The 10,529-nt window shown below is 53.8% G+C and carries 13 protein-coding genes; all 13 read right to left on the bottom strand.

Going from position 1 to position 10,529, the window contains the following annotated elements:
- A complete protein-coding gene (locus tag KNO70_RS07675) occupies window positions 1-2,430 on the bottom strand; it encodes a phage tail tape measure protein (protein WP_214811983.1) in 2,430 nt (809 codons plus the stop codon).
- Window positions 2,431-2,623: 193 nt separating this feature from the next.
- A complete protein-coding gene (locus KNO70_RS07670; RefSeq protein ID WP_214811980.1) occupies window positions 2,624-2,896 on the bottom strand; it encodes a hypothetical protein in 273 nt (90 codons plus the stop codon).
- Window positions 2,897-2,960: 64 nt separating this feature from the next.
- Window positions 2,961-3,368: a phage structural protein gene (locus KNO70_RS07665; RefSeq protein ID WP_214811978.1), complete on the bottom strand. Its 408-nt coding sequence runs from the start codon at window positions 3,366-3,368 to the stop codon at window positions 2,961-2,963.
- A 15-nt stretch (window positions 3,369-3,383) separates the two neighbouring features.
- A complete protein-coding gene (locus KNO70_RS07660) occupies window positions 3,384-4,394 on the bottom strand; it encodes a DUF3383 family protein (RefSeq protein ID WP_214811975.1) in 1,011 nt (336 codons plus the stop codon).
- 15 nt (window positions 4,395-4,409) lie between these two features.
- Entirely contained in the window at window positions 4,410-4,904 is a 495-nt protein-coding gene (locus KNO70_RS07655; RefSeq protein WP_214811972.1) for a phage neck terminator protein, read from the bottom strand.
- A complete protein-coding gene (locus tag KNO70_RS07650) occupies window positions 4,901-5,245 on the bottom strand; it encodes a hypothetical protein (RefSeq protein WP_214811970.1) in 345 nt (114 codons plus the stop codon). Before KNO70_RS07650 ends, KNO70_RS07655 begins: the two co-directional genes overlap by 4 nt.
- A 1-nt stretch (window position 5,246) precedes the next feature.
- Window positions 5,247-5,753, bottom strand: a complete 507-nt coding sequence (locus KNO70_RS07645; RefSeq protein ID WP_214811967.1) for a hypothetical protein — start codon at window positions 5,751-5,753, stop codon at window positions 5,247-5,249.
- Window positions 5,743-6,120, bottom strand: a complete 378-nt coding sequence (locus KNO70_RS07640) for a head-tail connector protein (protein ID WP_214811964.1) — start codon at window positions 6,118-6,120, stop codon at window positions 5,743-5,745. Before KNO70_RS07640 ends, KNO70_RS07645 begins: the two co-directional genes overlap by 11 nt.
- Window position 6,121: 1 nt before the next feature.
- On the bottom strand, window positions 6,122-6,484 hold the full coding sequence (locus KNO70_RS07635) for a hypothetical protein (protein ID WP_214811961.1): 363 nt from the start codon (window positions 6,482-6,484) through the stop codon (window positions 6,122-6,124).
- Window positions 6,485-6,498: 14 nt separating this feature from the next.
- Window positions 6,499-7,416, bottom strand: a complete 918-nt coding sequence (locus tag KNO70_RS07630) for a phage major capsid protein (RefSeq protein ID WP_214811958.1) — start codon at window positions 7,414-7,416, stop codon at window positions 6,499-6,501.
- A 19-nt stretch (window positions 7,417-7,435) separates the two neighbouring features.
- Window positions 7,436-8,092, bottom strand: coding sequence for a capsid assembly scaffolding protein Gp46 family protein (locus tag KNO70_RS07625; RefSeq protein WP_214811955.1), 657 nt, complete (start codon window positions 8,090-8,092; stop codon window positions 7,436-7,438).
- 97 nt (window positions 8,093-8,189) lie between these two features.
- A complete protein-coding gene (locus KNO70_RS07620) occupies window positions 8,190-9,107 on the bottom strand; it encodes a phage minor head protein (RefSeq protein WP_214811952.1) in 918 nt (305 codons plus the stop codon).
- The gene (locus KNO70_RS07615) at window positions 9,094-10,527 is read right to left on the bottom strand and encodes a phage portal protein (RefSeq protein ID WP_214811949.1); all 1,434 of its coding nucleotides are present in this window, start codon (window positions 10,525-10,527) and stop codon (window positions 9,094-9,096) included. Before KNO70_RS07615 ends, KNO70_RS07620 begins: the two co-directional genes overlap by 14 nt.
- Window positions 10,528-10,529: the final 2 nt, after the last annotated feature.

Raw genomic sequence — 10,529 nt, 5'->3', positions numbered from 1 at the left:
TTACACCTCGATTGATCGTGGGCTGACACTGCCGAGTGAAGCGAACCAATCTTCCAGTTCACTTCTCACGTTAGATGCGATTTCCGTCGCATTGCCTCCCCCGTTGATGTTGATTGTGATTTCTGGGCGGTTCACCGTCGATGAGGTCGATGTCGATGACGTGTTGGATACCGGTCGGGTAGGCGGTGCGAAGATGGCGGAGTCTGCTACCATTGCCGAAGACTTCTCGACCATCGGTGCGCCCTCTTCCATCCCGATGGCCATCCCTGCGCTCGTCCACATCCCGATTTCCATCATGACCCGAGACGGTGACTTGACTCCGAGGACTCCGGCGACCGTGCTTGCGATGTTCGAGGCGATGTCTTGCGCTTTCTTCAAGACGCTCTCTCCCATGTCCGCAATCCCGTTTAAAAGACCACTCATGATGTCCGAACCGATGCTGTACAGGTCGATACCTTCGAGGAAACCGGTGATGTTGTTCCAGATATTTTGGAACGTCTGATACACCGTGTCGAGTACCGTCGAGACGATTGATGAAATTAGATTCATAGCCGAATCGATGACCGTGGTCCAGAATGTGGCACCTGCAGACACGATTGAAGCGACCGCATCATACGCCGCTGACCAATTCCCGGTGAATACGGCGGCAAAGAACGTGATGATGCCAGTGATCACGGAAATCGCTCCCGAAATGAGCGCGGTGATGATGGACCACGCCGTCGAGACGATTGCTGATGCAACAGCCCAGATTCCTTGGAAGACAGGCAACCAAGTTTGAAACACAAGGACGGTGTAATTGACGACATTTTGAACCGCCGCCATAATCATCGTGCCGTTTGTCTGCCACCAAGCAAGGAGCTGGGCACCCAACGCTTGAAAGCTTGACACGACCGTGTTTAGCGCCGTCATGAACTGTGACTTGAGCGATTCCCAGAGCGTGATGACCCCGTTTCGGAATGTCTCCGAGCGGGTCCATAGGAGATAGAACGTCGCACCGAGTGCCACGAGCACCCCGATGACGAGCCCTATGGGTCCGAGTATGGCACTTGCGGCCGCACCGAGTGAGCCGTAGGTCGTGATGAGACCACCGAGGACGGTCGAGATTGCCCCGACTGCCATGACCACGTTCCCGATCACGACGAGGAAAATCCCAAGGACTGCAACGAGTGCCATGAATGCCACCGCTCCTGCCGCACCGAACGCAATCATCTTTTGTGTAGCCGGGGATAGTGAGTTGAACTTGTTGATGACTCCCGTTGCGGTGTCTGCCAATCCTCGGAGTGCCGGGGAAAGGGCGGAACCGATTGCAATCTGGGCGCTCTCGAATGCCCCGCTCATCTCTTCGACGGAACCCTTGAGGTTATCCATCATCCGAGTGGCAGCGGTGCCGGATGCGCCTGCACTGCCTTCTAGTGACTTCGTGAACTTGTCAATCTCTGCCGGACCTGCCGACATCAAGGAAAGGAATCCGGAAGATGCCTCGGTTCCGACCAGACTGGCAAGGGTCGCGGTCTTCTGTGCATCGGTCATCCCTTCCATTGACGAGCTCAAGTTCTCGACGACTCCAGAGAGTCCGATGAACTTGCCGTTTGCGTCCGTCATCTCGATTCCCATGGCGCTCATCATCTTCGAATTTTCTTCTGAAGGATTCAACAGTGAGAGCAAACCGGCACGGAGAGCGGTACCGGCGCTCGAGCCGTCAAGACCTGCATTGGTCATGATCCCGATGGAGGCGGATAACTCTTCCATCGATACACCGAGTTGAGATGCTACCGGACCGGCATATTTGAGCGCATAGCCCATGTCATTGATGTCAGCGGCAGAAACGTTCGCTGTTTGAGCCAAGATGTCCGCGACTCGTGTCGCCTCGGATGCCTCTAGCCCGAAGATGTTGATGGCGGACGCCATGATGTCAGCCGTCTGTGCCATGTCGGCACCGGATGCCTCGGCCGCACTGATGACACCGGGCATTGCCCCGATGATGTCATCGACCGTGAAGCCTAACGCCGCTAGGTTTTCTTGAGCGAGCGCGACCTCTGATGCGGATTTGGATGTGCTCGCCCCGAGATCGAGCGCGGAACTTCGAAGTGCATCCATCTGGGGAGCGGTTGCGTCTGCGATCGCCCCGACCCTCGACAGTTGGGATTCGAAATCCATGGCCACACTGACCGAGCTACCGAGTGCGGCACCCATTGCCAAAGCGCCTGCCCCGAAAGTCGTGGCCATCGCCGTTCCTGCCGCTGTGATGTTCGCACCCGTTGCTTGCATCTGGCCACCGAAGGCGGTCATTCGTTCACCGAGACCTGTTATGCCACCATCAGCCTTCTTCGCCGTCTCATCCAATTTGTCGAGCGCCTTGTCACCACGTTCGACCTGTTCGACGCCACTGACGTTAAAGTCCACTTGAATTTCAGTGTCCCGACCAGACATATATTCACCTCTTTTCTACTTCTTGTTGCGAGCCTTCTCGACTTCCTCTTGATAGATGTCGAGAGCGGCGTTCAATGTGCTAAGTTCGTCCATGCTCATTTGCGAGAGCTCCGTGTACGTTGCCGAGCAGTTTTCTGCGAGTAACGGGCGGTAGAGGAGTTGATCCCGCTGCGCTTTCTCTCGATAATAGCCCTTACTTTCCCTGGAATGGACCTTGAAAGACCTCGTTCGCGACCTTGATCACTTCAGCGAAATCTTCTGCTTTCTCTTCGAAATAGTCCCAGTTCACTTTCGGTTCCACGATGACGTGCTTGAAGAATTCTTCCGTCATCTTCGTCTGCATCACGACCCCGTGTTGGTTCTTACAGCGGTCAGACATTTCGTTTGCTGCACGGATGCCCGGGAATTGGAATACATAAGTCGTACCGTTGATTTCTTCTGTTCGTTGTTCGAATGCTTTGGCCATGTTTGAAAACCTCCGTTGGTTTGATTGTTGTCAAAAGAAAAAGGGACGGTTTCCCGCCCCTTGATTATTCGTACTTGTTCTCGTAATCGAAAACGATGATCTCATATTCTCGATCTTCGGCAGTCTTCCCGAGCGTACCCGTTGGCGCCTTGAGGACACGTGCACGAGCACCGCCCGCTTTCTCGACGAGTCCACCACGCTTCGAGATGACGAAGAACGGGAACGTCTTTTTGCTGTTATGAAGATTCATGAGATGTCTGTTCGACGGGGAGGTCGCTTGGAGCGCCACCGTGATCGTCGCCGTGCGGTCATTCGATTCAGAGACGATGACGTCTCCGTCCGCTCCTGTTTCGTACTCGAACGAATCCTCGTTCGGCTCGAACTCCAATTTGTCCTCACCGAAACCTGTGAGGTACACCCCATCAGCGATTGCTGACGAGTCTTTTGCGTTGTAAGATGCGTATTCGCCCATAAGTTAAACCCTCCCTTAGAATGATACTTGTCCTTTGATGTCGACTTCCTCGATGGCGCCTGCGAGGCGATACGAGAACTTCACGCCCTTGAGCTTACGAGATGCACGGTCTGCCTCGGTCATGGCTTGAACGTCTGGGATGACCACCGAGAACAATCCGTTTCCTTCTGCATCCTCTGCGATGATGTCACGATCGATCGCGAGTTTCATAGTCGCCTCGACCTCTGACCCGATGAGGTTTGCACCCCCTTGAATGTAGTTGATCTTGCGGTTCTTGAGATAGAGTGCTTGGACTCGCTCTTCAAGGGTCGCAATGACCCAGTCATTCCCAGCCACGACATCAAGATGCTCACCACCTCCGAGCAACGAGCCTGTCGTCTGTGGCTCTCCGAACTTCACGACAAAGGTCGAGCCATTGCCAGCCTCAAGCGTTGTGAAATCGGCAAGAGTGATGTCGACAGGTGTGATGCCCTTGAGCTGTTTGAACTTCGCTGTGGCACTTCCTGCCGGGTCAGCGGCAAATTCACCGACGAAAGCGGCATCGATGAACTCGTCCACCTCTGGCGTGTAAAGAACATAGTAACGTTCGATGTCGGCCGCATTGAGTGCGGTGACGTCTGCGATGTCGTTCGAGCGGAGAACCGCGACCTTCTTCTCTTTCAAGTCCAACAATTGGACCACAGGGATTTGGTCTGCTGTATCTCCCGAATCGAGCACGACATAGTAGAAATCACGGTTGAAGTTCGCCTCGATGACGTCCTCTGCCGTTGTTCCCGTCACATCATAGCCGACGATGGCCACCTTCTCCGGACGGTTGTCCTGTGTGAGGACGGCTTGTGCCATCTTGTAGGCATCCGTCGTTTCTGCAAAGTCCACCTTGACCAAGTCAAGCGCGTCATCCCCTGCATATTCCTTGTAGGCGAATCCGCCTGTTTTCTCAACGACCAATAGGACGTTGGTCGATGTGACCGCGCCTGTCGGTTTCAACACGTCAATGTTGACATTCACGTCTTTAATGAGACCCATGTGTTGCCCTCCTCGTTAAATTTGTTCCGTTTCGACCGTGTCAATCGTGGTGATGACACGCTCTTTCATCTCGCTCATCCGGAACCGCACATCGAACCCGATTCGGTGTTCGTATGCATCCCCCAGGTAGAGCGTCCGGTCTTGGATGTTCGTGACCTCGACGATCACGAGTTGTCGTGCAGCCAATTCGGATTCTCCGACAAAATCGAAGAACTCCTCACCAAGCGCGGCGAGTGCCATCGCCTCAGTGTCCGATTTTCCATAGAAGTTGAAGGAGAACACGACTTCGACATCGGTCACCTTCCGCTCCTTGGTCACTTCTCCCTCGACGACCGTCACGATATGCCCGCTCTCCGGTCCGTTTTTGACGAGCCGGGGATTGAGGATGTTGTATGAGCAGAACGGGAGTACCGGACGGGGAGCGGTCTCGTTCTGGGGAACGACCTCATGCTCCAGATAGTCCCGTAACGGCGCATAGAATCCTTGGATGATAGAATCATAGGTTTTCACGCCTTCGCCTCCCTCGTCGCCACATACCGATAGAAATTCGAATACGTGGTGTAGTCTCCGTATACCTCGATGGTCCATCTGGCACCTTCGAATTGAATACTGCCACGGGCATCGAGCGGAGTCCCTCGCCGATAGATGATGCGGTTGGCCGAGGTGATGCGCCCGCCACTCTCATAGACGGCTTGTTTGTCCGCCGGGAGGACGGCCATGCGCTCGATCGTGGTGGACGGAGTGCCTTCCACCCATCTCCCTGTTGCCGGGTCACGATAGCCCGCCGCCTCAACCGTGTAAGGGACGCCGACCTCATATCTTTCTATGAGACTCACAAAATCAAAAATCATGTCAATCCACCTCGTGTTTGATGGCTCCGATCATGCGGCCGGTATCGACGAGCGGATTACTCGAACCTTTCAACTTGACCGTCGCCGAACTGTTCGGCGGACTCTTGAGGTCACTTGCGAACTCCTGGATTTTCCCGGCCAATTCGAGGCCGAGCATGTCGAACATCGCATCGACCGGAATGTTTCCAGTGACCGCCTCCTTGATCATCTCGTCCGCCTTCTTGCGCCATCCCGCTTCGTGCTCGTTGAAACCGGCACGAATGAAAGACCGCTCCGGGATCCGGATAACGGTCGTCTCTTTCTTGAGATGGATGCCGATGGAGTGGAGATAGCCCCGCATCTTGTCGGTCACCTGGATGTCGCAGCCATATTCATGGACGTGCGCGATCATGCCGAGCTCTCCGTCCTCCATGACGCCGACACGCATCGTCTTGCCGTCGATTGCTCGAGCATGCTTGATGATGTCTTTCAACAGGTCTGGGTTACGCCGCCGGATTTTAACGCCCATAACGACGCCCCACGGGGAAGAAACGGACCGCTGAATGGTAAGGTGCCCAGTGTGTATGAGCGGACGAATAGACGGCAGTGGCATCGCCACTGAACGACTGCGAAAGCCCTCCGATTGATTCGGCGGTCACACCCTGGCGTCGGCTGACGGTCCGGCTCGCTTTCACCCATTCATAGATTCCGAGTTTCACGGCAGCGGGGAGCACGAGTAATCCGCTGACCGGTTCGACCAACGTCAGAAAATCAAGCTTGTCGCAATACTCTTGAGCAGCGACGAGCCCGGATTCCAACATCAGTGCCAGTTCAATGTCTCGGCTCGTGTCTTCAGCCGGGATGCCGAGTAACACCTTTAATTCATCGAGCGTCATGTCACTCACCCTTTAACAATGCGTAGAGTACCTCTTTCGAATCGCGTGGATTGTGCTCGATGTTTCCTTGCTTCAACTGCTCGATGATTTCGGCCTTGGTGATGTCGTTGTAATGCGGAAGGTCCTCGGCTTCTCCTTCTTCCAAAACGTTGTCAAAGCCATCAGTATCGACGTCCGGACCTTCGCCGTTATCTTGGCCGCCATCGGTTCCGTCTGGTTCCTGGTTGTTATTGTCAACCGGTTCAGATTCCTCGGATTCGACTGACTTGTAGCCCAATCCTTTGTAGTAAACATGATAAAGGCGCTCGGTTACTTCAAGCGCCTTCTTGCCTTCTTTTTTGATAATCACTAACTTTTCAGCCATGATTCAAAACCTCCTTATGGTGTCACGTCCGGAGTCAATGCCGCGAACGCCTCGTCTTTCAAGACCATGAATGCGAAGTGTGCAGTGACACGGAGTGCGAACATGTCGCGTTCGAACAAGCTGATCGGTTCACCAGTCTCGTCAGCGATTGTTGTGAGTGTCGCATCAGTCGATACCTCGTACTCGAAGTCTTGGAGGACGCCGAATCGAGCGTAATCCCAATCACCTGTGAACGCCACGGCTTTCGTCTTATCGAACGACTTGCCGTTGACGTAAGCGAGCGGCAATCCGAGTATGTCGTCTGGTGCACTTCCGTCGCCTTTCACGTAAATCGGACGGCCAGTCGAGTCAAGTTCACCACGGAATTTTTGTTTCATGGAGCGGACCGTCGCGATTCCGTCTGGATCAATCTCATTGTCCTCGACCAAACCGAGAAGGCCGTTCAATTGTCCGTAGAGTGCTTCGGCGTCATCCAATGCAACGGCGTTTCCTGCTGTTGTTGCGGCTGCCAAAATGTTTTGACCAGCTGCGTATGGTGAGTTTGTGCCGAACAATGCGGCTTGGTCGAACTTCGTGTAGAATGCCTCGGCAATCTTCGGACGGATCATCTGGAAGAAGTCTGTGACCGTGTAGCGGAGAAACTCTTTTGATACAGGGATGATGACGGCGAGTTTTTTCGCTTCCATCTCCGCCTTGAGCCATGTGGCTTTCGACGTTTGAATGCGCTCGGCCTCGTTAACCCAGTAAGCCCCAGGACCTTCCGCGAGGTATGTGATGACTTTCTTTGGAGCGGTCATATCCTCAAGTTGTGCGAGCTGCATGACAGCAGAATTCCGAACGACTTCACCGACCATTTCTGACGCAAATTGTGTCGGAATCATCCCGTCACGGGCGTTCATTAGTAATACGTTATCTGGGTTGAATGTTGGCATTTAAGTTACCTTCTTTCGATTATTTTTTGATCTGATGCTTGCGAATCTCGTCCGCCATTGATTTAAAGCCAGAGCCATTTGAGCCGCCATTGTGCCCGCTCCCCGGGTTATATCCGGCGCCTTTGATTTTCTCTTCGACCTTCTTGGTGACGAGAGTATTGATGATGTCGCTGACCATTTTGATTCGTGCGTCTGTTGCTGCGTTGCGGGCTTCTTCGTCGTCGCCCTCGTTTACGATGACTAGGTCGAGTAATTCCGAATCAAGTCCTTCCTTGGCCAACTGTTGGACAGCGTGAAATTTGTTTTTCTGTGCCAACAATTCACGTTGCCCTTGGATGAGTTTGTCCTCGGCCTCTTGAGCGAGTTGTTCCTTAGACTTGCCTTGGTTCTTCAGCTGATCGATCGTCGTCTGAAGGTCTTTCGTTTTTTTGCCCCACTCATTCCGGACTTGGTCTTGAGCGGATTTAAGCATTGCATCAATCTGTGCCTGTTGCTCCGGTGTGAAAATCGGGTCCGTTGCGCCTTGGCCGCTCTGTGCGCCTTCTCCTGCGCTTCCGCCTTCACTGCCTTGTGAACCAGCACCGCCACCCTCTCCTCCGCCTTTAGCAAAGAATTGAATGTCGAGTGTGAGCGGGTATTTCGTTGTTGGTCTTACTGTCTCGAATGGTTTTAACATGTTGATGTCTCCCTTGATGCGTATCAATCACCGAGCCGATTAGGAGCCGACATGCGTTTCCACCTCGTATCACGTCAATCGAGCCGCTTGTGATTTGTTAAACTGCTTTCAGTCGTTCCTTGCGCCATTGCTCGTAGGTCATGTCAGCATGCTCGGCGTGGGCCTTCTTGTCGACACGTTCGACCGTGTAGGTCGCGAAACAGCGGCAATTTATATCGTGAGCGGCGACACCGGATTGACCCGGCGTTTTCGCTTTGACCCCTCTTCCCAGTTCGAACATTTCGTCCGCCTGGACCATCTGACCGTCCATCTTGCGATGGTTGGCCTTGCTCGTCTTCCGGACTCGGCTGTCACGGGACGAGTTCCATCTCTTCATCATCACGATTCCCTGGCGAGTTGCCCGTTCGACCGCATCTGATTTTCCTTGTTCGACGACCCGGTGGACTTCCGTCCGAGAGACACGGATCGCCTTCTTGTAGTCGCCGTCGAACACGGTCTTGAGTTCCTTGGCCATCTTCGAATAACTGGACCCTCGAACGAGTGATTGTGTCACGGAGGTCCGGATTGTGGCAATGATTTCACGACGATTCTTTTCCAACGTCTCATTCAGCGTCAGTCCCTTCACTGGATTGTTGACTGCAGCAAGTATTTGTTCCGTGGTCACGCTCGTGTAATTCAGATACGACAAGGCTGCCGTCTCGATGGAGAAGGCCATGAACTCGTAAGAATAGCGGAACGCGTCGGAAAGATATTTCAGCAGCGAATTCCGTCTCCGCTGCGTAAGCAGCTTCAATTGTGCCTCGATCCGTTTGATGAGCGAGTCCAGGCGGTTGAATTTGGCCATGTCCTCATAGGTGAGCTCGTCCTTCTCGAGACGTGCATATATCGTCGATACTTCGCCCAGAACGCTCTTGATGATGTCCTGGTACATTCGCCTTGTCTCACGTTCGAAGACGCGCTGACGACGAGTCTGTACCTTTTCCAGTGCCTTTTGTTTGTCATTAAATGACGGCATTGGTCTCACCCTCTATGATTTCGGCGTCGCTTTCCAGGTCGAGCGGCTCGATGCCGTTCGCCTCTTGCTCCATGAGTTCGAGCTCATACTCCACGTCATCCACGAAAGAAGCGAGCGAGAGCCGCGTCTGTTCCGACACAAGTCCCTTGAGCTTCTGTTGAATGTCCGCCTCATTGAGAAGGTTCTGCGGGAAGTTCCGCTTGAACTCTGCGAATACCTTGTACGGATTGACGACGAGACTCTCGATTGCCCACTTGGTCGACATGATCTCGAACATCCGAGTGTCTGCTGCCTTGAACTTCTGCTCGAAGCGAGCGGATTTCGTCTCGAGTCCGAACAATTTGAACTTGAGCGACTCTCCGCTCTGGTTGCCGCTGAACGCCTCGTCAGCAAGGTCCGGAGTCCCGCTGAAACGATAGATGTTGTCATGGATTCGGTTGAGGTGGTTCTCGATTGCTCCGTCGTTGAGGTTCTTCTCGAGGAATCGAGCGTCAATTCGTTCGCCGCCCATCCCTGGAATACTGATTGCGCCCGTCTTCCGCATTTCATCGACGGCTGTCTGGTCCACCTGTGCACCGAGGAACAACAGATACGCCAAACGGAACGCCTCTATCTCGCTGTTGACGTCCGAGATGGTGCGGTCGATGGCATCGATGAGGCCGAGCACCTTGTCCGGGTCACCCATGAGCTCGTCATTGTTCGGATAGCCGAACAGCGGACAGAGCTTGAAGGTATGGATGTTGTCCTCGAGTAGATTCAGCTCTGCTCCGTCCTGTTGGTACTTGTAACGGCGTAACCCGTCATAGAAATGGATGATGTAACGACCCTCTTGGCCATAATAGCGGACGCCGTATCTCGTCTCGATGATGTTGCCGTCCTCGTTGAGCAGGATGGCCTGGTGGCCTGGAATGTACATCATCCGTTCACGTCCTGCCGTGTCGATGTAGAGCAAGCGAGCGGAATATCCGCTGATTGCACAATATTTCGTGGTCTCCATGTTCACGTCGGCGATGCGGTTCCTTTCTAGGAAGTCCTTGATGCGCTGCGAGACGGGCTCGAAGTCCTGCTCCTGCTTGTCATATGCATACGCTGCGGGCTTCCCGGCGAAATAACCGGTCTTGATGTCGACGATCTCGGAGAAATAGTCGTTGTTGATGCGGTTGTCGATGGTGACATCCCGCTCAAATATCCGATGGAAGACGGGAACACCGCTCGCATCGGTCTTATACCGTTGATGGTTCATGAGCATTCGGTCCCGCTGTGGCTTGTGCTTCTCGATCAGTTTCAGGATGACCTTGCGACGATCTTCACCCTGATCGAGCGCGATGATTTCGTCCGTGTAGTCCGGAACCTCGAACGTGTAGCCCTGGGCCGAACGATGTGGAACGAAGTCGCCACCAATCTCAAAATTGTCTGGCATGT

Source organism: Exiguobacterium sp. s181, from assembly GCF_018617125.1.
Lineage (GTDB): Bacteria > Bacillota > Bacilli > Exiguobacteriales > Exiguobacteriaceae > Exiguobacterium > Exiguobacterium profundum.
This window is presented reverse-complemented; position numbering and strand designations above follow the sequence as displayed.